This is a genomic window from Streptomyces sp. MGP-P1 (genome assembly GCF_057766565.1).
In genome coordinates this window covers 996,972-1,019,231 of the sequence record NZ_JBYMEM010000007.1, presented here as the reverse complement: position 1 = coordinate 1,019,231, position 22,260 = coordinate 996,972, and the positions used below count along the sequence as shown (strand labels likewise).

11 protein-coding genes are annotated in these 22,260 nt (G+C 72.5%); 10 read left to right on the top strand and 1 reads right to left on the bottom strand.

From position 1 onward, the window contains the following. Positions 1-40 precede the first annotated feature (40 nt). The 8 genes from AC3CH1_RS26110 (at position 41) to AC3CH1_RS26075 (ending at position 10,677) form a co-directional block, all read left to right on the top strand. Positions 41-1,651, top strand: a complete 1,611-nt coding sequence (locus tag AC3CH1_RS26110; protein WP_488465153.1) for a DUF4331 domain-containing protein — start codon at positions 41-43, stop codon at positions 1,649-1,651. A gap of 107 nt (positions 1,652-1,758) precedes the next feature. Next, positions 1,759-3,114, top strand: a complete 1,356-nt coding sequence (locus AC3CH1_RS26105; RefSeq protein WP_488465152.1) for a tetratricopeptide repeat protein — start codon at positions 1,759-1,761, stop codon at positions 3,112-3,114. Then, a complete protein-coding gene (locus tag AC3CH1_RS26100; RefSeq protein WP_488465151.1) occupies positions 3,111-4,763 on the top strand; it encodes a nickel/cobalt transporter in 1,653 nt (550 codons plus the stop codon). The genes AC3CH1_RS26105 and AC3CH1_RS26100 overlap by 4 nt, the downstream gene beginning before the upstream one ends. A 101-nt stretch (positions 4,764-4,864) precedes the next feature. After that, the gene (locus AC3CH1_RS26095) at positions 4,865-6,250 is read left to right on the top strand and encodes a hypothetical protein (protein WP_488465150.1); all 1,386 of its coding nucleotides are present in this window, start codon (positions 4,865-4,867) and stop codon (positions 6,248-6,250) included. Between the two features lie 96 nt (positions 6,251-6,346). Continuing rightward, positions 6,347-6,865, top strand: coding sequence for a hypothetical protein (locus tag AC3CH1_RS26090; RefSeq protein ID WP_488465149.1), 519 nt, complete (start codon positions 6,347-6,349; stop codon positions 6,863-6,865). Positions 6,866-7,143: 278 nt separating this feature from the next. Continuing rightward, positions 7,144-8,793 carry a DUF4331 domain-containing protein gene (locus AC3CH1_RS26085; RefSeq protein WP_488465148.1) on the top strand — a complete coding sequence of 550 codons (1,650 nt, stop codon included), beginning with the start codon at positions 7,144-7,146 and terminating at the stop codon, positions 8,791-8,793. A 200-nt stretch (positions 8,794-8,993) separates the two neighbouring features. Next, entirely contained in the window at positions 8,994-9,518 is a 525-nt protein-coding gene (locus AC3CH1_RS26080) for a sortase domain-containing protein (protein WP_488465147.1), read from the top strand. Positions 9,519-10,020: 502 nt separating this feature from the next. After that, complete coding sequence (locus AC3CH1_RS26075; protein WP_488465146.1) at positions 10,021-10,677, top strand: fasciclin domain-containing protein; 657 nt, start codon at positions 10,021-10,023, stop codon at positions 10,675-10,677. 156 nt (positions 10,678-10,833) lie between these two features. On the opposite strand, the gene AC3CH1_RS26070 is transcribed toward AC3CH1_RS26075, so the two are convergent. After that, entirely contained in the window at positions 10,834-11,142 is a 309-nt protein-coding gene (locus AC3CH1_RS26070) for a hypothetical protein (protein WP_488465145.1), read from the bottom strand. A gap of 429 nt (positions 11,143-11,571) precedes the next feature. Between AC3CH1_RS26070 and AC3CH1_RS26065 the strand changes: the two genes are divergently transcribed. Both AC3CH1_RS26065 and AC3CH1_RS26060 read left to right on the top strand, forming a co-directional pair. Beyond that, positions 11,572-22,035 (top strand): amino acid adenylation domain-containing protein, encoded by a 10,464-nt coding sequence (locus tag AC3CH1_RS26065; protein WP_488465144.1) that lies wholly within the window; start codon positions 11,572-11,574, stop codon positions 22,033-22,035. After that, on the top strand, positions 22,032-22,238 hold the full coding sequence (locus AC3CH1_RS26060) for an MbtH family protein (protein WP_265598575.1): 207 nt from the start codon (positions 22,032-22,034) through the stop codon (positions 22,236-22,238). The genes AC3CH1_RS26065 and AC3CH1_RS26060 overlap by 4 nt, the downstream gene beginning before the upstream one ends. The last annotated feature ends 22 nt before the right edge of the window (positions 22,239-22,260 follow it).

Genomic DNA, 22,260 nt, shown 5'->3' with positions numbered 1-22,260 from the left:
GACGCATGCCCGGCAGGGGTCAGCAGACAGAAGGAATGCCGTGAAGGTTTCACAGGACAGGCCCCGTTCGCGAAGGATCCTGGACCAGTCCCTGCTCGTGCTCGGAGCCACCACCCTGGCCGCAGGACTGGGAGCGATGACCCTCGCCCCGGGCCTCAGCGCGGCCTCCAGCCACCGTGAGGCGCCCCTGATCGCCGGGGACCCGCGGGCGGACAACACCGACGTGTACGCGTTCACCAGCCCCGACAAGTCCGACACCGTCACCATGGTGGCGAACTGGATCCCGATGGAGGAGCCCAACGGCGGACCGAACTTCTACGCGTTCGGCGACGACCTGCGCTACAACATCAAGATCGACAACAGCGGTGACGGTGTCGCCGATGTCACCTACAGCTGGCGCTTCCGCAGCAGCTACCGCGATGACGCGAACCAGTTCCTCTACAACACCGGCCAGGTCACCTCGCTGAACGACCCGGACCTGAACTTCCGCCAGGTCTACGACCTGGTCGTCACGACCGGAGGAAAGAGCCGGACGCTCCTGTCGGGCGTGCCCGCGGCCCCGTCCCGCACGGGCAAGGCGTCGATGCCCGACTACACGGCCCTGCGCAAGCAGGCGACCTTCGGTCTGCCGGGCGGCGGCAAGACGTACACGGGGCAGGCCGAGGACCCGTTCTTCGCCGACCTGCGCGTCTTCGACCTCCTCTACGGCGGCGACCTGAGCGAGCGGGGGCAGGACACCCTGGCCGGCTACAACGTCAACACCATCGCCATCCAGGTCCCCAAGAAGCAGCTCGCCCTCCGGGGCAACTCGTCCCGCAACCCGGTGATCGGCGTGTGGTCGACCACCGACCGCGCGGGCGTCACCATCTCCGACTCCCGCGACCAGAAGGGCAAGGGCACAGCGAAGCAGTGGAAGCAGGTCTCCCGCCTCGGGAACCCGCTGGTCAACGAGGTCGTCGTCCCGCTGAAGTTCAAGGACGCCTTCAACACCCTCAACCCGAGCCAGGACCGCACCGTCCAGCCCGTCGTCGACAAGGTCTACGACCCGATCCTGCCCAAGCTCATCCAGCAGGTCTACGGCATCCCCGCCCCCGCGACGCCCCGCAACGACCTCGCCGAGATCTACCTGACCGGCATCTGCAAGGTCTGCGGTCCGATCAAGGCCGACCTCAACGCGCACCGCCTCAACAAGGACGCGTCGCTCAGGAAGATCGTCCCGGCGGAGGAGCTGCGCCTGAACATGGCGGTGCCGCCCACCGCCAAGCCTCAGCGCCTCGGTGTCCTCGCGGGCGACCTGGCCGGCTTCCCGAACGGGCGCCGCCTCGCCGACGACGTCGTCGACATCTCGCTCCAGGCCGTCGAGGGCGCAGCCCAGACCGGCGTACTCGTCCCCGAACTCGCGGAGGGCGACAAGGTGAACGCCAACGAGGTCCGGTTCGGCGCCTCGTTCCCGTACGTCGCGCTGCCGCACACCAAGAACGTCAACCGCGGCCCCGGCGCGGCAGGCCGCACCGCCGAGCAGTCCGCGATGGAGAACACCGCGGCGACCCCCGTCACGAAGACCGCCCAAGCCGCGGCGCTCGCCGGCGCGGGCGCGCTCCTTCTCGGCGTCGGCGGCTTCCGCCTCCGCCGCCGCGGCAAGGACAGCTGACCCGGCAGACGACGGACATCCGACGCAGTGCCCGGGCCGGGCCGAAGAACGCCGCCCCGGCCCGGGCACCGAGGCTCCAGCAGCACCGAACCTTCGGGAGGGAACTCGTGCACCCGGACCACACCGAACCCCCGCATCGGCCGCCACCCGCCTCGCACGGCGGCAGGCGGCTGCGGAACACCGTGGTCACCCTGGCCCTGGGCGCGGCGATGTTCGCCGCCGGAGCGGTCATGCCGGCGCTCGATCAGACCACTGCCTCCCGTCCGTCGGGCCAAGGCCTGCCCGGGGCTTCTCCACCACGTGGGTCGATCGAGGCGCTCCAGGACCGGGTGACCCGCCTGCCGAAGGATCCGGGGGGCTGGGCCGCCCTGGGCATGGCTTACGTCCAGCAGGCCCGTTCCACCGCCGACCCGGCCACCTACGACCGGGCCGAGAAGGCGCTGCGTACCTCGTTCACGGTGCAGGCCGAAGACAACACGGACGCCGAGATCGGCATGGGCGCCCTGGCCGCGGCCCGCCACGACTTCCCCGCCGCGTTGCGCTGGGCGCGCAAGGCCATCGCCGGCGGCCCCTACAGCTCCTCCGCTTACGGAGTCCTGGCCGACGCGTACACCCAGCTGGGCCGCTACGACGAAGCCGACGAGGCCGTCCAGAAGATGACGGACCTGCGCCCGGACGCCGCGTCCCTGGCCCGCGCCTCCTACGCCTTCGAGCTGAAGGGGGACACCGACCGGGCCCGCGGCCTCATGCGTCGGTCCCTGGCGGCAGCGGCCACCCGGGCCGACACCTCGTTCGCCCACAACGTCCTGGCCACCCTGGACCTCCAGGACGCCGACCCACGAGCCGCCCTGGCCCGGACGCGGACCGGGCTCGGGGCCGCCCCGGGCGATTCGGCGCTCCTGGAGACCCGGGCCCGCGCCCACCTGGCCCTGGGCGACACCGCCAAGGCCCTCGCCGACTTCCGGGCGGCCATCGCCGTCGCACCCCTGCCGCACTACCTGCTGGGCCTGGGCGAACTCGAACAGTCCCTGGGCCACCGGGAACAGGCCGAGGAGCAGTACACCCTCCTGCGCGCCCAGGACCGCATCCGGGAAGCCGCGGGCGACCCGGCCGACACGGACGCCATCCTCTTCGAAGCCGATCACGGCGATCCACGACGCGCCGTCACCCTGGCCGAACAGACGCTGCGCACCCGCCCCTTCGTCGCCGTCCACGACGCGTACGCCTGGGCCCTGCACCGGGCCGGCCGGGACCCCGAGGCCCTTGTCCAGGCCGACAAGGCACTGGCCACGGGGATGCGCAGCGCGCTCTTCCACTACCACCGCGCCGCCGTCCACCACGCACTGGGCCATACCGAAGAAGCCCGCCGCGACCTGACCGAAGCACTTCGTGAGCCTGCCTTCCACCCCCTGCACGCCCCCGCCGCCCGTGACCTGCTCCAGCGAATCGACACCACGCCATGAACCACACCCTGCGCCGAGCCATCACCACGCTGACCGCCACCGCACTCGCCGCCGTCGCGAGCGTGGCGGCGGCCCCTGCGGCCGCTGCCCACCCCTTGGGCAACTTCAGCGTCAACCACCACACGGGCCTCGTCCTTCGGCCCGACCGGATCGACGCCCGGATCGTCGTCGACCGCGCGGAGATCGCGGCGCTCCAAGAGCGTCCCGTCGTCGACTCCGACCACGACGACGCCGTCAGCGACGGTGAGTCGCGCGCCTACGCCGAGGAAGCGTGTTCCGGTCTGAGGAAACAGCTCCACCTGAACCTGGGCGGCAGGCGAGCGGACTGGAAGCAGTCCTCGGCCACCCTGGTGTACGAGAACGGGGAAGCGGGCCTGAAGACCAGCCGCCTCACGTGCGAGCTGACCGCCCGGGCCGACCTCACCGAGCCCACCGGCGTCCGAGCCAAAACGGACTACGACACCACCCGCATCGGCTGGCACGAGATGACCGCCACCGGCCGGGGCGTCAGGATCACCCGCGCCGACGTACCCGCGGCCTCCGCCACCCGCGAACTGCGCCAGTACCCGCAGGACCCTCTCGCCTCCCCGCTCGACCAGCGCACGGCATCGCTGCGCAGCGAACCCGGGCAGGGCGCGGGCGCTGTCCCGGCCGTGGTGGCGGACCTCCCCGGCGCGGGCGTGATCAGCGGGGTGCTCGCCAAGGTCACCGGGGCCTTCGACTCGCTCGTCGGCGCCCGCGAGATCACGCTGCCCGTGGGGCTCCTGGCTCTGTTCCTGGCGCTGGTCCTCGGGGCGTCCCACGCGGCGATGCCCGGCCACGGCAAGACCATCATGGCCGCCTACCTCGCGGGCCGTCGCGGCACCAGGCGGGACGCTCTCACCGTAGGGGCCACCGTCACGCTGACGCACACGGCGGGCGTGCTCGTCCTCGGACTCGCCCTGCCCGTCTCCACCCACCTGGCCGGAGAGACCGTCCTGATGTGGCTCGGAGCCGCCAGCGGACTCCTCGTCACCGGCATCGGTCTCTGGCTCCTCACGGGAGCCCTCCGGGGCAGGCCGCAGCACAACCACCATCATCACGGCCCGGGCCACAGCCACAGCCACGCCGACCACGAGCACGGTCACAGCCACGCTCACGACGATGGGGCCGACAGCTCTCATCACCACGGGCCCGTCGCCCCGGCCCTCGAACGTGACAGCGCGTCGACCGGGGAACCTCACGCGACTTCCGCGGTCGCGACACTCGCCCCGCCGGACCACGAACACCACTCGGCCGACACGTCGACGGCTCCCCGAAAAGTTCGTCGCACGAGCCGCCCCGGCCTCATCGGCATGGGTATCGCCGGCGGGCTGGTCCCCAGCCCCTCCGCCCTCGTCGTGCTCCTCGGCGCCGTCGCCCTGGGACGCACCGCCTTCGGCGTGCTCCTCGTTATCGGCTACGGGCTCGGAATGGCCGCCACCCTCACCCTCGCCGGACTCCTCCTCGTACGCCTGCGCGAGCGCATCGAGAGCCATGACCGCGCCCGGACCCTCCGCCACAACCCCCTGCTCCGGAAGCTGGCCCGGACCGGACCCGTCATCACCTCGCTCCTCGTCGTCGCCGTCGGCCTCGGCCTGACCCTGCGGGCGGCAACCGGGAACGGTTAGCCGCCGCCGACCGTCCGCGAACCGGGCGGCGGCATGCGGCGGATGCGCCCCGGGTACGCATAGGGGGTCCGCTCACCCCGAGCGGAGGCGGCGGGGTGGGCGTGAACGCTGGGAACGGACTTCTGGTACTGATGGGCTCCGGCGAGACCAGCCCGACCATGGTCACCCTGCACAGGGAACTCGTCGGCCACTTGGACGGAGACGCCGATGCGGTGATCCTGGAGACACCGTACGGATTTCAGGTCAACCGCGACGACATCTCCATCCGTGCCCGCGCATACTTCCGACGCTCCGTGGGCCTCGCGACAGTGGTCGCTCCGGACACGAGCGTAGACGCCCCTTCGATCGGTGCGCCGGGCGCCGGCGATGCGGACAAGGTACGCGACCTGGTACGCAGGGCGGACTGGGTGTTCTCGGGGCCCGGCAGCCCGTCGTACGCACTGAACCGCTGGCACACCCTGCGTCTGGGCGAGATCCTGCGCGAGCGGGTGGCACGCGGGTACGGCGTGACGGTGATGGCCTCCGCGGCGGCGTGCACCGTGGGGTTCGCGGCGCTGCCCGTCTACGAGGTGTACAAGGCCGGACATCCTCCCGCATGGCTCACCGGGCTGGATCTGCTCGGGGCGCTCGGCCTGCCGGTCGCGGTGATCCCGCACTACGACAACGCCGAGGGAGGCACGCACGACACCCGCTTCTGCTACCTGGGCGAACCCCGCCTCGCCGCCCTGGAGCAGGAACTCCCCGAAGAGAGCGCCGTCCTCGGGATCGATGAGCACACGGCTGTCATCCTCGATCTCAGTACGTCGCTGGTACGTGTGTGGGGCCGAGGTGTCATGACGATCCGGCGGCGGGGAGCCGGCCTCCTGGTACCCGGCGGCACCACGCTGCCCCTGGAGCAACTGCGCGACCTGGTGACAGGAACAAAACCCGCGGTGGTCCCCTTGCCTCGCCGTCCTGCCGATACCGATACCGATGGCGATGGCGGTGTCGGTGTCGGCGCCGCGCACCGCGCCACCACGGCCGGCGCCGGGGGTGCGGCGACACTACGGGAGGCCGTCGCGGCAGCGGAGTCGCGGTTCGACTCGGCGCAGGGGGCGCGGGACGCCGGGGCCATGGCCGAGGTGGCGGTGGAGCTCGAGTCGGTGATCGCCGCGTGGAGCGCCGACATGGAGGAGGACCAGGGCGGAGAGTGGGCCCGCACGGTCCTGCACGGCATGATCCGCCGTCTCGCCCGGGCCGCCGGACGCGGTCTGAGCGAGCCGGAGCGCACCCTCGGGCGGATCCTGGTTCCCCTTCTCGACCTGCGTAGGAGGCTGCGTGCGGACGGCGCCTACGACCTGGCGGACGAGGTGCGCGAAGCCGTGGCAGACGGCGGCGTCCGGCTGTACGACACCGCGGAGGGCAGCGAATGGCGGTGGGAGGAAGAGACCGACGACCAGCAGACCGGCTCACGTCCGCAGGCATCCGACTCACGTCCGCCGGCATAGAGACCACCATCGAGCCCTTTTAGGACGATTTGCGCACTTGCATAGTCTTTGCAATAAGATCGGCAGAGGGCCCCTCCCCTCCGGACCATCCCGCCGATGTTGGAGCCGTGCACGATGCCGCTCGCCCCCCACGAAGCGCCTGATGCGCCGCCCGTCGCCGTCGAAGTGGTGCTGCTGCGGCACGACCCGAGCGAGGGCTTCGCCTATCGCCGGCTGATCACGGCGCTCGGCAGGGGGGTGAGCCCGGACCGTGCCGCAAGGGGTCTCGCGCTCCTCGGCGAACACGACGAGACGCATATGGTGCACTCGACCAGCTGGCGCGCCACTCCCGAGGGCGGCGTCACGCTGACCTACCTCGTCCACCCGGACCCCGCTCCGGACCGGCCCGGCACCCCGCTCCCGGACCCGCACCGGATCGCCCGCTCCCCGAGGCCGGGCCACCCGTCCCCACCGGACCTGGAAGTCGGCCACGTCGTAGCGCACGCCGTTCGTCATCTCGCCTTTCTCGTAGCCGGCGATCCTGTCATCGCCGCCCACATCTCCGCCTGGCCCGACCTGGTGCACGCCTTGCGCTCCCTGCCCCTGGCAACCGCGGGAGAGATGGCGCACGCCTGAGCCTCCTCCGCCGCCGCGATTCCATCCGGCCGGGCCGGGCCCTGACCGGGGCGCGCCCGTTCGGCTCAGCCGTCGTTGCGGGCGCAGCACACGCATGGTGACCTGAGGGCAGCCCAGCGTCACATCATGGGACTTCGGCGTCGCTCTCCTCGTTGCTCAGGACGAGCTCACGCGGGCCCGTACGGCGCTCGGAAGCTTCAGCTCCCAGCCGCCCCACCTGGACTTACCGGAGGGCAAGCGGCTCTCACCGGAAACGGACCCCCATGCACGCTCCCCGCATGCTCCGACGCCGCCCCGCGTCCCGTCGGGCCGAACGCACCCTCGCCGCCACCGGCGCACTGGCCCTGCTGACCGCGGCGGCGGTCACCGGCCTCACTCCCGCCTCCAGCTCGGCCTCCAGTCACCGCGAGGCGCCGCTGATCGCCGGGGACCCGAGGGCGGACAACACCGACGTCTACGCCTTCACCAGCCCGGACAAGCCCGACACCGTCACCCTGGTGGCGAACTGGCTCCCGTTCCAGGAGCCCAACGGCGGACCGAACTTCTACCCGTTCGCCGAGGACGCCCGCCACAACATCAAGATCGACGCGGACGGCGACGGCAAGCCGGACACGACGTACACGTGGGAGTTCACCGACCACGTCCGCGACGACGCCGACCAGTTCCTCTACAACACCGGTGTCGTGAAGTCGGTGAACGACGAGACCCTGAACTTCCGCCAGACCTACAGCCTGAAGGTCACCGACAGCAGCGGGACCACCAAGACGCTCCTCAAGGACTCCCCGGTAGCGCCCTCGAACGTCGGCAAGGCGTCGATGCCCGACTACGCCTCCCTGCGCAAGGAGGCCGTGGTTCCGCTGCCGGGCGGCGGGACGACCTTCGCCGGCCAGGCGTCCGACCCGTTCTTCCTGGACCTGCGGATCTTCGACCTCCTGTACGGGGGCGACCTCTCGGAGACCGGCCAGAACACGCTGGCCGGCTACAACATCAACACCCTCGCCGTCCAGGTGCCCAAGTCGACGCTGGCGCTCAAGGGCGACGCCAAGCGCAACCCCGTCATCGGCGTGTGGTCCACCACGGACCGTAGAGGAGCCGACGTCACGGGCGCCGACGGCAAGGACAGCGAGGACGCGAAGGCGACCGGGGCCCGGGGTGCGCGGGCCAAGGACGGAAACACCGACGAGTGGCGGCAGGTGTCCCGTCTGGGCAACCCGCTCGTCAACGAGGTCGTCGTGCCGCTGAAGTTCAAGGACGCCTTCAACGCGCTCAGCCCGGAGAAGGACGCCACGGTCACGCCGGTCGTCGACAAGGTCAAGGACCCCATGGTCCCCAAGCTCATCGAGGGCATCTACAAGGTCCCCGCCCCCGCCACGCCGCGCAACGACCTCGTCGAGATCTTCCTCACCGGGATCTGCAAGGAGTGCGGCCCCATCAAGGCGGACCTCAACTCGCAGCGTCTCAACCAGGACGTCGACAAGTCCGCGGTCGTCCCCGCGGAAATGCTGCGCCTGAACATGTCCGTCCCGCCGGCCGCCAAGCCCAACCGCCTCGGCGTCCTCGGCAAGGACCTGGCCGGCTTCCCCAACGGCCGCCGGCTCAACGACGACGTCGTCGACATCGAGATCCAGGCACTCGAAGGCGCCGCGCAGACCGGGAAGATCGTGCCCGCCCTGGCAGCCGGCGACGCCGTCGACACCCCCTACCGCGAGCCGGGCGACACCTTCCCCTACGTCGCGCTCCCCAACACCGCGGCCGTCAACCAGGCCGACTCGCTCCACCCCGACGGTGGCGTCGGCGCCGGCCTCGGCGGCCTCGCCTCGGGCGACGGATTCCCCGTCGCGCCCGCCGCCGCCCTGGGCGGCGGGGCACTCCTGGCCGTGGCCGGGGTGCTGGCACTGCGCCGACGACGCGGCGCCGACCAGGCATGAGCAGCCCGTTCCTCCCCGGTCGTCCGGCCCGCCGGTGGCGGGCCGGACGGCCGGGCCACGGCACGGCCGCCGGCCGCCGGCCACGACGCATACCCGGTTGGCGACATGCCGCGGGGTTCGCCGCCGTCGCCGTCGGGACGGCCCTGGCCTGGGTCGGTGTCTCAGCGCTGGGAACGGGCCCCGGGGGGACGCCGACACGCATGGACCGAGGCAGCCTGCCGGTTCACCCCGGTTCCGGTCGACCGGCGTCCGGCGAGAGCCGGACGCCCGCGGCGCCGACCCACATACGCATACCCGCCATCTCGCTCGACCAGCCCCTGATCGGCCTGCGCGTCCAGCAGGACGGCCGTCTCGGCGTTCCCGGCGAACCGGGAGACGTGGGGTGGTGGAGCGACGGCCCCCGCCCCGGTGGCCCCGGCGCGACGATCGTCGTCGGCCACGTCGACTCGGCCACCGGCCCAGGGGCCTTTCACGGACTCTCCACGCTCGACCCGGGCGACGAGGTGACCATGGTCCAGGAGGACCGGTCCACCATCGCCTTCACCGTCCGGGCGCTTCGCCAGTACGGGAAGGACGCCTTCCCCGACAGCCAGGTCTACACGACCGGCGGACCACCCGCCCTGCACCTGATCACCTGCTCGGGCACCTACGACCGCAGCCGCCGGGAGTACCGGGACAACCTCGTCGTCTACGCCACGCTCGACGACGCGAGCCTCTCCGGTTGATCTCTCCCCGCCGCCCCGGCCATCTGCTCGCGGTGAGGTCCGTCGCGGGGCGCCCAGGAGAGTAGCGCCCCGCGACAGCTGTCCTCCACGGGCCTTCCACCGTGGGGAACGGATGAGGCGTCCATCCCCGATGGATGCCTCGACGTGTGCGGTGCTTCCTCCGAACAGCCGCTCACATGGGGCATTCGCCACCGCCCGCGCGCCGGATTGGTCGTGCCGCGCATGGCACCCGGACGGCTCAACGCCTGTCGCGGGTTCGAACTTTCTCGCGCTCGGACCAATCCGCTGTCGCGGCAGCCCCGAATAGCAGACATGACGATCAAGGCGGCACCGGCACGGCGCGAGGACCACCTTCGGCGCACTGCACGGTCGACTGCGTCGACCGTCGTCTCCGTCTCCCGACGCCTGACCTGACGTCAGCGCCCGCCTCGCCCGAGCCACGCCTCACCCACACCCCTTGTCGACTTCCAGCGCAACCGACCGAGCCCACAGGAGAACGTCCGTGAACGCCTTCCGTTTCCGCCGCACCGCCATCGCCGTCACCGCCGCCGCCGTCCTGCCCCTCACGCTCACCGCCTGTGGCGGGGACGACAGTTCCTCCGACAAGGCCGCCGACAAGTCGAGCAGCTCCGCCCCCGCCGACGAGAAGTCGAGCCCGGCGGCTGACGGCGCGTCCCCCGCGGACGGCCCGTTCGGTCCGGCCTGCGCGTCCGTCCCCCAGGACGGCGCGGGCTCCTTCGACGGCATGGCCCAGGACCCGGTCGCCACCGCGGCCTCCAACAACCCGGCCCTGTCCACGCTGGTCACCGCGGTCAAGAAGGCCGGCCTCGTCGACACCCTCAACAACGCCCAGAACATCACCGTGTTCGCGCCGACCAACGACGCCTTCGCCAAGATCCCCAAGGCCGACCTCGACAAGGTCCTGGCCGACAAGGAAATGCTCACCAACATCCTCACCTACCACGTCGTCGGCGAGAAGCTCTCCCCCAAGCAGCTGGAAAGCGGAACCTACGACACCCTCCAGAAGTCCACCCTCGCCACCAAGGGCTCCGGCGAGAACTACACCGTCAACGACACGTCCAAGGTCGTCTGCGGCAACGTTCCCACCGCCAACGCCACCGTCCACATCGTCGACACCGTTCTGATGCCCAAGGCCTGACCACTCCCGCGGCCTGCACGCCGAGCCCCGAGTCACCTCCGACGACTCGGGGCTCGGCGCAGGCCGACCGGGGCCGGCGGGAAGCGGACCCTTCCGCCCTCGGAATCACCGGTCACCTCTGGACCTGGAGCGACGACGCTCCAGGTCCAGCCGCGTTCAGGGGCGCACGGTGCACAGGGCGAGAAGGCAGAGGTTGAACCCCTGGGTGTTGCTGGGGCCCGTGTGGCCGCCGGGTCCGGTCCCGCCGACGGTGCACCGGGCCAGCAGGCAGAGATTCCCGCCCTGTATTCCCCGGTAATCGGCGAGCGGGCCGGAGGAGGCCCCGCCCGCGCGCGCTGTAGGCGCCTGACGAGGTGCCACGTCCGAAGAGACGGCGGCCGAGGCGGCGGGAGCGGACGCCAGCAGAACGGTGCCGACGAGGGCTCCGACGAGCTGCCACCGCAGAGCGGGAACAGGGGTCTTCATCATGTTCTCCTTTTTCGAGTTCCGGGACGTGAGAACGCAGTGCCCGAACGAACGTCCGAACATCACCTCTTCGCTGCGGAGCCCCCATCGGATGGGTGTCTGGCGTAAAGCCGCCTGCCGATTGGCTGATACGCGCCAGCGAACTGCAAAAGTCCGGCCCGCCGATGTGTCGTGTGCCACATGAGCAATCCGAGGCTGATGTGACTCCGAACGACTGGTGTGAAGGCCCCGTTGGGGCGACGTCAGCGCTACGGAGGCTGTCAAGGTGCACCGGCCCGCAGAAGCGGATGCTTCGCGATCGCGATGTGTACGCGCTCGACCGGGGCCGGCAGTTCCCACCACCGGGCCCGACCCGTCCCGCTCCGCCCTGCCGCACATGCGCGCCCCGGCCCATGCCGTCGCAGGTCTCCCCCACCGAGGTGAATTCGCGTGACCGACGTACCGCACACCGGAACCCCGACGACCACCCTGCGCCTGACCGCCGCTCAGCAGGGGGTCTGGTTCGCGCAGCGGCTCGACCCGGCGGATCCGGCGTACAACATCGCGGAGTACGCCGATATCCAGGGCCCCGTGCAACCGGAGCTGCTGCGCCGCGCGGTCGAGCACACCGCGGCCGAGATGGAGGCTCTGCGCACCACCTTCGGTGAGCGGGACGGGGTTCCCTTCCAGCGCGTGCGGGAGAGTGCGTCCATATCCATGCCGTGGGTGGACCTCTCCGACGAGGTGGACCCGCTCGCGGAGGCTCTGCGGCGGATGGAGCTGTGTCTGGCCGAGCCCGCGGACGTATCGGCGGGGCCGCTGGTCCGTGTCACCCTCTACCGGCTCTCTCCCTCGCGCCACCTCTTCCACCAGCAGGTGCACCACCTGGCGCTCGACGGCTACGCGGCGGCCCTGGCTCTCTCCCGTATCGCCGAGGTCTACACCGCTCTCGTCCTCGCCCCGGACATCCTTCCCGAGCTGCGTCCCGCGGGTTCCCTCGCCGCGCTCGTCGAGGAGGAGGACGCCTACCTCGCGTCCGAACAGGGCGCGCGGGACGCGGAGTTCTGGGCAGGACACCTCGTCGGCGCCCTCCCTCCCGAGACCCCCGCACCGTCGGGTACGAGGAGGAAGTACGGGACGGCGTCGGTGCGACGGGTGTACAGCCGGGCGGAGACCGCACGGCTGAAGGCCGCCGCCAAGCGGGCCGGATGCGGCTGGCCGACGTTCGTCATGGCGGCGCTGGCGCTGTGCCTGCACCGGGAGAAGGGGCTCGGCGAGGTCGTGCTCGGCCTGCCGGTCACCGGTCGGCGCACGCCCGCGGCACGGTCGACACCCGCCATGCTCAGCTCGATCCTGCCGATGCGACTCGCCGTCTCCCCCGCCGACCGGGTGGCCGATCTGGCGCGCCGGGCCTCCGCCGAAGCCCGTGCCGTACTGCGTCACCAGCGCCGGCCGGCCGAAGCGCTCCGCCACCGGATGGGGTTGACCGGGACGACGACGGCGCTGACCGGGCCCTCCGTCAATATCCTCGCCTTCGACGACGCCCTGCGTTTCGGCCCCCACCCGGCGACCCTGCACAACCTGTCGATCGGGCCGGTGGAGGACCTGGCCGTGGCCGTGCACGCCTCCTTCGGCGACGGCGGTATGCACGTCGATCTGCTGGGCAACGCCGCGCGCTACGGTCAGCAGGACCTCGTGGGGCCGCATGAACGTCTGTGCCGGGTTCTCGACGCGTTCGTGGAGGACCCGGAGCGGACCGTCGGAGCGCTGAGCCCCGTCGCCGAGGACGAACAGCGGCGAGTGCTCGGCCTCGGCGCCGCCCAGCCGTCGGGAAGTGACGCCCCGGAACCGCCCCCCTTGACCGAGCAGTTCGCCCGGCAGGCGCGAACCACCCCCCACCACACCGCCGTTGTCTGCGACGGCACGACCCTCACCTTCGAAGAACTCCATCACCGGGTGAACGGCCTGACAACGCTGCTCGCCTCGCGGGGCGCCCGACCCGGCACCCGCGTCGCGGTGGGACTGCCGCGCTCCACCGACCTGGTGGTGGCGATGCTCGCCGTGATGCGGACGGGGGCCGCGTATCTGCCGCTCGACCCGTCCTACCCGGCGGACCGGCTCGCCTTCATGATCGACGACTCCCGGCCCGTCGCCCTGGTGGCGACCGCGTCATCGGCGGGCACGATCGACCCTCGGGGCACGGTCCCGCGCATCGACCCCTCGACCGCACCGGCCGGCTTCCCGTCCGGTGCCGTCCAGGAGCTGCCCGGACCCGGGCCCCAGGATGCCGCGTACGTCATCTACACCTCGGGGTCCACCGGCCGCCCCAAGGGCGTGGTCGTCGAGCACCGCTCCCTGAGCAACCTCCTGGAGCACCACCGCCGGGAGGCCCACACCCTGGCCGAGGAAGCTCTGGGGCGACGGCTGCGGGTGGCGCTGTCCGCCGCGACCTCCTTCGACGCGGCCTGGGATCCGGTGCTCTGGATGGTCGCCGGACACGAGTTGCACATCATCGCGGACGACGTCCGCCGCGACCCCCAGGCGCTGGTGCGGTACCTCGTCGACCATCGCGTCGACGCGATCGAGACGACCCCCACCTATCTGCGGCAGATGCTGGCGGCGGGGCTGCTCACCTCCGAGAGCCACCGGCCGCGTGTCATCGCCCTGGGCGGGGAAGCCGTCGACGACGGGCTCTGGGAGGAGCTGGCCGCCGACCCCGACCTGCTGGTCTTCAACTTCTACGGACCCACCGAGACCACCGTCAACGCCGTGACCGCCCGGATCACCGGTGCGTCCCCCGTGATCGGGCGTCCCGTCACCGGGGCCGGGGCCTATGTGCTCGACCCGTCCCTGCACCCACTGCCCAGAGGATCGGTGGGCGAGCTGTATCTGTCGGGCGAGGGCGTGGCGCGCGGATACGCGGGCCGTCCGGGGCTCACGGCGGAACGCTTCATGCCGGACCCCTTCGGCCTTCCGGGTGCCCGGATGTACCGCACCGGTGACCTTGCCCGCTGGCGCGAGGACGGTTCACTGGAGTTCGTCGGACGCAGCGACCGGCAGATCAAGGTGCGCGGTGTGCGCGTCGAGACCGGGGAGATCGAGGCCGCGCTGCGCTCTCTCCCCGGTGTCGAGGACGCCGCTGTCGCCCTGACCACCGCGCAGGACGGTCCAGAGCGGCTGGCCGCGTTCCTGGTGGCCGGAGCGGGTGCGCCCGCCCACGCGCAGACGCGCGACGCGGTCGCGGCCCTGCTGCCCGGCCCGTTGGTACCGACGGCCTGGGCGACCGTGGAGCGTCTGCCGCTCACCCCCAACGGAAAGCTCGATGTGGCGGCTCTGCCGCCGGCGCTGCCCGTCGCGTCCGACGGCGGTGCCCCGCGCACCGCCCCGGAGGCCCGCATGTGTGCGGTCTTCGCATCGTGCCTGGGGGTGGAGCGGGTCGGCCGGGACGACGACTTCTTCGCGCTGGGCGGCCATTCGTTGCTGGCGATGCGGCTGATCGGCCGGATCCGCGGCGAGTTCGGCGCGGAGGTGCCGATCAGCACCCTGTTCTCCACCCCCACACCGGCCGGCCTGGTCACTACGCTGGGCGAAGCCGTCCCGGCCCGGCGCTCGGTGACGGACCTCGCCCCTCGCCCGCGACGGCTGCCCCTCTCGTTCGGGCAGCAGCGGCTGTGGCTTCTGGAGACGCTGGGCGACGCGGGCGCCTCCTACCATCTGCCGGTCGCGCTGCGGCTGCGCGGGGTCCTGGACCGCGACGCTCTCGAACTGGCCCTCCACGACGTCGTGGAGCGGCACGAGGCGTTGCGCACGATCGTGGCGCAGACCCCGCAGGGCCCGTGCCAGAAGATCCTGCCGCCCGCGCTGCTCCCGCGTCCGCTTCTACGGGTCATGGCAGCCGGCGAGCCGCCGGCGCCGGACGGCGCACGCTTCGACCTGGAGCACGAGATCCCCTTGCGCGCCCGGCTGTTCCCCGTGGGCGCCGAGGAGAACGTCCTGATCGTGACGTTGCACCACATCGCCGCAGACGGATGGTCGATGGGGCCGCTCGTACGGGATCTGTCGACCGCCTACGGCGCGCGCCGCTCGGGGCGGGCGCCCGGCTGGGACGAACTGCCCGTGCAGTACGCCGATTTCGCGCTGTGGCAGCGTGACCTGCTCGGAGATCCCGACGCGCCGGACAGTCTCGCGCGCCGCCAGCTCTCCTCCTGGGCGGACTCGCTGGCCGGGCTGCCGGAGGAGTCGTCGTTCCCGATGGACCGGCCGCGCCCGGCCCGCTCCTCGGGACGGGGCGGGAGCGTCCCCGTGCGGATCGGGGCGCAGGACCACCGGACGCTGGCGAGACTGGCCAGGGACCGGGGCGCGAGCTCCTTCATGGTGCTGCACGCGGCGCTGGCCGCCCTGATGTCGCGCCTGGGCACGGGCGAGGACATCGCCGTCGGCACCCCGGTGGCGGGCCGTACCGACGACGCGCTCACCGAACTGGTCGGCTTCTTCGTCAACACCCTGGTCCTGCGGGCCGACACCTCCGGCTCCCCGGCGTTCCGTACGCTCGTGGACCGGGTGGCCCGTAGCGACGTGGCCGCCTACGCGCACCAGGACGTCCCCTTCGAGCGGGTGGTCGAGGAGCTGGCACCGCCGCGGTCGCTCGCGCGCCATCCGCTGTTCCAGGTGATGCTGAGCCTCAACAACACACCCGCCCCGCGCCCGCACCTCGACGGTCTCACGGTCGGCCACGAGAGGTCCGTGGGGCGCTCGGGCTCCAAGTTCGATCTCAGCTGGGACCTGTCCGAGCACCACGACGGCCAGGGCCGCCCCGACGGGATCACCGGTGAGCTGGAGTACGACGAGGACCTCTTCGACCGTACGACGGCGGATCGGTTCGCCGAGCACTTCACCCGCCTCCTGAGCGCCCTGCTCTCCGAGCCGGACCGTCCGATGACGGACATCGGATTCCTGACCTCGTCGCAGCGCGCGGCGGCACTGGACGAGCCGCCGCGTACCGCGCGGAAGCCGCTCGGCGCGTCGCCGGGGGCGGCCGACAACGACGGGACGGTGCTGGACGTCCTGGCGACCCGCGCGGCCGTCCAGCCGGACCGCACCGCGGTCGTGGCCGGCGACGAGCGCCTCACCTTCGGTGAACTGCGCCTGCTCTCGGACCGCCTGGCCTGCTCGCTCGGGGACCGGGGGGTCGGAGCCGGTGACCGGGTGGCGGTGGCACTGCCCCGCACCGCCCTCGCCGTCGTGGCGGTGCTGGGCATCCTGCGAGCCGGGGCGGTGTACGTCCCGCTGGACCCGGCGCAGCCCGCGGCCCGGACCTCGCTGATCCTCGACACCGCAGCCCCGCGCCTGGTGCTGGCCACCTCCGCCACCCGGTCGGCTCTCCCGGACACGGCCGACGTCCTCCTTCTCGACGAGGCCGCCGAGCGGGAGGACGCCGTCGCGGTGACCATGCCGGTGCCGCCCCGCGGTCATGACGCCGCGTACGTGCTGTACACCTCGGGATCCACCGGGCTGCCCAAGGGCGTCGTGGTCGAGCACCGGTCCCTGGCCAGGCTGCTCGCCCATCACCGCGACCGCCTGATGGGCCCCGCCGAGGCGGAGAACAACGGGCTCCCGCTGCGGGTGGCGCACACGGCCGCGATGACGTTCGACGCCTCCCTCGATCCGCTGCTGTGGATGATCGCGGGCCACGAACTGCACCTCGTGGACGATATGACGCGCCGGGACCCCGAAGCCCTCACCGCCCTGATCCACGACCGGGCGATCGATGTCGTGGAAACCACCCCCTCGTTCGTCGAGGAGCTGCGCTCCTGCGGCCTGTTCGCACCCGGCCGGTCACGGCCGCGCGTGCTGGCACTGGGCGGGGAGGCCGTACCGGCCCCGCTGTGGCGGGAGCTGGCCGCCCTGTCCGACGTGGCGGTGTGGAACCTGTACGGCCCCACGGAGACCACCGTGGACAGCGTGATGGGCCGGGTCCTGCCCGGCGTGCGACCCCACCTCGGACATCCGGTGGCCGGCACCCGGGCCCGGGTCCTGGACCGGCGGCTGGAACCGGTCGCCCCCGGGGTGACGGGAGAGCTGTACCTGGCGGGCTCGGGCGTCGCCCGCGGCTACGACAACCGCTCCGGCGCGACGGCGGAACGCTTTCTGCCTGATCCGTACGGGGCGCCGGGCTCACGGATGTACCGCACCGGCGACCTGGTACGCCGGGTCGAAGGACGCCTGGAGTACCTGAGCCGCGCCGACGGGCAGATCAAGATCCGCGGCTTCCGGGTCGAGACCGGCGAGGTCGCGACGGCCCTGAACGCCCACAGCGACATCGCCCAGTCGGCGGTCTCGGTGCGCTCCGGCTCGGGTTCCGGCTCGGCCTCGGGCTCCGGCCCGGGCCCCGACTCGGGGGCGGCGCAGCTGGTCGCCTGGGTCGTGCCCGCCGGTCATCGGGACCTGTCCTCACGGGAGTTGCGGGCCTTCGTCGCGCGGCGGCTGCCGGCCCACATGGTGCCTTCGCTGATCGTGCCGGTCGCCGCCCTCCCGCTGACCCCGCACGGGAAGGTGGACTTCGCGGCGCTTGCGCTGACCACCGTCGCGGAGAGCGCGGACGGGGAGAAGCGGGCACCGCGGTCCGCCCCGGAGGAGATCCTCTGCGCCCTGTTCGCGGAGAGCCTGGAGCACGAACGGGTCGGCCCCGACGACGACTTCTTCGAGCTGGGCGGCCACTCGCTCCTGGCGACCCGGCTGATCGGCCGGATCCGCTCCGCGTTCGGCGTCGAGCTCCCGGTACGGGCCCTGTTCGAAGCCACGACCCCCGCCTCGCTCGCCGAGCGGCTGGAGGGAGCCGGCGCGGCGCGGCCCGCGCTGCGGCGGGTGCCCCGCACGGAACGGCCACCGCTGTCCACGGCCCAGGAGCGCCTGTGGTTCCTGCACCAACTGGACCCCGAAGCGGCGGCCTACCACATGGCGTTCGCGGTCCGCCTGGACGGCAGCCTGGACCGGCACGCCCTGCGGCGTGCGCTGGGCGATGTTCTGACCCGGCACGAGATCCTGCGCACGGTGGTCGAGCACGGCGACGACGGCCCCCGTCAGCATGTGCTCGCGCCCGGTGACGCACTGCCGGAACTCCCCGTCGTGCCGGTCGGGAGGACGCACCTGGGCGAGGCACTGCGCGAGGCGGCGGCCGAGCCCTTCGACCTCACGCGCGACGTCCCCCTGCGGCCGGTCCTGTTCCGGAGCGGTGAGGACCGGCACACCCTGCTGGTCACCGTCCATCACATCGCGGCGGACGGATGGTCCATGGGGCCCCTGGCCCAGGACCTGGCCGGCGCCTACGCGGCGCGGTCCGCCGGGCGGGCGCCGAACTGGGCGCCGCTGCCGGTCCAGTACGCGGACTACACCCTGTGGCAGCGCGACCTGCTCGGCAGCTTCGAGGATCCCGTCTCCGCGGCCTCGGCCCAGCTCGCCTTCTGGAAGGACCGTCTGGCCGGCGCCCCGGAGGAGACCGCCCTGCCCACCGACCGCCCCCGGCCCGCCTCGCCGAGCGGTCGCGGGGGCACGGTCCCGGTACGCGTACCGGAGGAGACCATGGCGAAGGTGGCGCGGCTGGCCAGGTCGACGGCGAGCAGCACCTTCATGGTGCTGCACGCCGCCCTGGCGGCGCTGCTGCACCGGATGGGCGCCGGCGGCGACGTCACCATCGGCACCCCGGTGGCAGGGCGGACCGACGAGGCGCTCGACCCCCTGGTCGGCTTCTTCGTCAACACCCTCGCCCTGCGGACGGACCTCGGCGGCGACCCGGACTTCACCGAGCTGCTCGCCCGGGTACGGGAGAGCGACCTGGCCGCCTACGCCCACCAGGAGCTGCCCTTCGAGCGGCTGGTGGAGGCCGTGCGGCCGACGCGCTCGCTCTCCCGCCACCCGCTCTTCCAGGTCATGCTGACCCTCAACAACCACCGGCCGCCCCGGCTGGACCTGCCCGGTCTGGAGGCCCGGCTGGAGGGCGTCGACACCGGAGGCGCGAAGTTCGACCTCTCCTTCTCCTTCACCGAGCGGACGTCGGCCGGGAGCGGCGGGACCCACCTCGACGGAACGCTGGAGTTCAGCCAGGACCTGTTCGACACCGGGACCGCCGTACGGATCGCCGACCGGTTCGCCCTCCTCCTCGCGCACGCGGTGGGCGACCCCGCCACGATCGTCGGCGACCTGCCGCTGACCAGCGCCGACGAACAGCGGCGGTTGCTGGAGGCGGGCGGTGGAGCCGGTGTGATCCACCACGATTCCGCGCCTGCCGTTTCGGTGCTGGAGCGGTTCGCGGCAACGGTGGCCGCGGCGCGCAGCGGTGACATCGCGGTGACCGCCCCGGACGGCAGCCTCTCCTTCGCGGAGCTGGACGCCCGTTCCGACCGGATCGCCGCGCTGGTCGCCCGGGCCGGTGCGGGGGCCGGAGACCGGGTGGCCGTGCTGCTGCCCCGCGGCACCGACTCGATCGCCGCCCTCCTCGCCGTGCTCAAGGCCGGGGCCGTCCACGTGCCGGTGGACGACTCCCTCCCGCAGGCCCGGATCGACGCGGTGCTGGCCGACGCCCGCCCGCACACCGTGCTCACGGCGGACGCCACCCACACCCGGGCGACGGCCTGGCACCGTCTGAACCTGGACTCCCCGGACTCCGCCACCGCGCCCGCACCCCTGCGGGAACGGGCCCGGCCGGGGCCCACCGAGCCCGCCTATCTCCTGCACACCTCGGGCTCGACCGGCCGCCCCAAGGGAGTCCTGGTCGGCCACGGCTCCCTGGCCCGGCTGCTGGAACACCACCGGCGCCATCTCTTCGGGCCCTCGGTACGGGCGGCCGGAAAACCCCGGCTCGACGTCGCGCTGACGGCCGCCCTGTCCTTCGACGCCGCGTGGGACCCCATCCTCTGGATGCTCGACGGGCACCGGCTCCACGTCCTGGACGACCTGACCCGGCGGGACCCGGAGGCCCTGGTCGGGGCGGTCCGCGCCCTGGGCCTGGACGTGCTGGAGTCCACGCCCACGCATGTCCGGCAGTTGCTGAACGCCGGGCTGTTCGCCGGGGGCGGCCGGGCCCCGTCCGTGATCGTCCTGGGCGGCGAAGCCGTACCTGCCGACCTCTGGGACGATCTGCGGGCCCGCCCGGGCCTGACGGCCTGGAACTTCTACGGGCCCACCGAGGCGACGGTGGACGCCCTCACCGCCGAACTCCGGGCGACCGGGCGGCCGGTGCTCGGCGCCCCGGTCGAGGGGACGGCCGTACGGCTCCTCGACGACCGGCTGCGGCCGGTCCCGGTCGGGGTGACCGGCGACCTCTACCTGGCCGGGGACAGCCTGGCCCTCGGCTACCACGGACAGCCCGCGGGCACAGCCGACCGCTTCGTGCCCGACCCCTACGGCCCGGCGGGAACCCGGATGTACCGCACCGGAGACCGGGCCGTACGGACGCCCGACGACGCTCTGGAGTTCGCCGGGCGCTCCGACGACCAGGTCAAGGTGCGCGGGTTCCGGGTGGAGCCGGAGGGGATCGCCGCCGTGCTGGCGGAGCACACCGACGTCGCCCAGGCGGCGGTGGTGGCGCACGGTGAGGGTCCCGGAGGCTCCCGCCTGGCCGCGTACGTGGTGCTCGCCGCACAACCCGCCGCCCCGGCCGGGAACGGTGCGGCGGACCGCGCCGCGCGGTCCGCATCGGAGCGGCTGGACGGGGTGCGGGAGCATGCGGCGGCCCGGCTGCCCGGGTACATGGTCCCCTCCGGCTGGGTCGCCGTGGACGGCATCCCCCTGACGCCGAACGGAAAGCTGGACCGGAAGGCCCTGCCCGACCTCACGCCGCAGGCGGGGCCCGCGGGCACGGGGCGCAGCCCCCGTAACCCCCGGGAGGACGTGCTGTGCACGCTGTTCGCCGAGGTGCTGGAGCGCGAACAGGTCCTCATCGACGACGACTTCTTCGCCCTCGGCGGTCACTCCCTGCTGGCGGCGGGCCTGATCCGCCGCATCCGTGACGCCCTGGGTGTGGACCTCAGCATCCGCAGCCTGTTCGAGGCGCCCACGGTCGCCGCTCTCGCGGAACGGATCGGCGCCGGCGTCCAGGACAACCCGCTGGCCACACTGCTGCCCCTGCGGACCAGGGGCGGCCTGCCGCCGCTGTTCTGCGTCCACCCGGCCGGCGGCCTGGCCTGGTCGTACGCGGGGCTGCTCCCCCACCTCGGCAACGACCGGCCGGTCTACGGGCTCCAGACCCCGAACCTGGACGGCACCGAGCCCTTCCCCGACAGCATCGAGGCGATGGCCGCCGTGTACGTGGCGGAGCTGCGAACCGTCCAGCCGCACGGCCCGTACCACCTGTTCGGCTGGTCCTTCGGCGGCAACGTCGTCCAGGAGGTCGCCGTCCAGCTCCAGGAGGCGGGCGAGGAGGTGGCCCTGCTGACGATCCTGGACGCCTTCCCGCTCGCCCCGCTGGACGACCTGGACAGCGCGAGCCGGGACACCGTCTTCCGCGCCCTGCTCTCCAACATGGGGGTCGGCCAGGAGGTCCTGGACGGGGACGGACCGGTGGAAGCCGCGGCCGTACGCGACCAGTTCCTCGCCGCCGGCAGTCCGCTCGGGTCGCTGGAACCGGCCACGATCGACGCGATGGTGGACAACTTCGCGGGTCAGGCGCGCCTGATGAGGAAGTACACCCCCCGTGTGTTCCACGGACCCGTGCTCTTCTTCACCGCCACCGAGGGCCGCCCCCGGGACACCTTCGGCCTGTCCCTGTGGGACCCGTACGTCGACGGACCCATCGAGAACCACGACGTGGCGTGCGCGCACGCCCAGATGATGCAGCCCGCCGCGCGGGAACAGATCGGCGCCACCGTCTCGGCCGTGCTCGACGCCGGCCACCGCACCGAACAAGGAGACCCGTCATGACGAATCCCTTCGACGACCCGCAGACCCGCCACCGCGTCCTGGTCAACGACGAGGGACAGCACGCCCTGTGGCCGTCGTTCGCGGCGGTGCCCGCCGGCTGGGACGAGGTGTTCGGCCCGGCTGAGCACGCGGCCTGCCTGGAGTACGTGGAGGTCAACTGGACCGACATCACCCCCAGGAGCGCCCGCGCAAGGGTGGCATGACCCTGCCTCGCCTGCCCCCTCT

Excerpts from the sequence above, each read along its gene's own strand:
- AC3CH1_RS26100 (WP_488465151.1), top strand. The coding sequence starts at position 3,111 with ATGAACCACACCCTGCGCCGAGCCATCACCACGCTGACCGCCACCGCA.
- AC3CH1_RS26090 (WP_488465149.1), top strand. The coding sequence starts at position 6,347 with ATGTTGGAGCCGTGCACGATGCCGCTCGCCCCCCACGAAGCGCCTGAT.
- AC3CH1_RS26085 (WP_488465148.1), top strand. The coding sequence starts at position 7,144 with ATGCTCCGACGCCGCCCCGCGTCCCGTCGGGCCGAACGCACCCTCGCC.
- AC3CH1_RS26080 (WP_488465147.1), top strand. The coding sequence starts at position 8,994 with ATGGACCGAGGCAGCCTGCCGGTTCACCCCGGTTCCGGTCGACCGGCG.
- AC3CH1_RS26070 (WP_488465145.1), bottom strand. The coding sequence starts at position 11,142 with ATGAAGACCCCTGTTCCCGCTCTGCGGTGGCAGCTCGTCGGAGCCCTC.
- AC3CH1_RS26060 (WP_265598575.1), top strand. The coding sequence starts at position 22,032 with ATGACGAATCCCTTCGACGACCCGCAGACCCGCCACCGCGTCCTGGTC.